The sequence below is a fragment of the Burkholderia sp. SIMBA_051 genome (assembly GCF_046534915.1).
Taxonomy (GTDB): domain Bacteria; phylum Pseudomonadota; class Gammaproteobacteria; order Burkholderiales; family Burkholderiaceae; genus Burkholderia; species Burkholderia ambifaria.
This window is the reverse complement of the sequence record NZ_JAWRXS010000656.1, coordinates 1-248: the sequence shown is the minus strand read 5'-3', so window position 1 is coordinate 248 and position 248 is coordinate 1. Positions and strand designations below refer to the sequence as shown.

1 protein-coding gene is annotated in these 248 nt (G+C 59.7%); it reads right to left on the bottom strand.

What is annotated here, in order from left to right:
* Positions 1–70: 70 nt before the first annotated feature.
* The coding region (locus tag SB771_RS36110; protein ID WP_410722177.1) for an EVE domain-containing protein at positions 71–248 on the bottom strand (178 nt) is incomplete at its 5' end.

Here is a 248-nt window from a genome sequence, read left to right as displayed (position 1 = left end):
AGGCTTGATCCTTGCTGCGCGCAGTTCGGCGCATGGATTGCGCCGTAACGTGCCGCGTGCACGTGCAATGTCAAATGAGTCGTTGGGTGATGAAGCGCCATTCGGCTTCGGTCACCGGCGTAATCGATAGGCGGTTGCCTTTGGCGAGCACGCGCATGTCCTTCAACCCTTCGTGCTCGCGCAATGCGGCAAGCGGAATCAGCGGAATCTTCTTCTTGAACACGACGTCGACGAGCATCCAGCGCGGC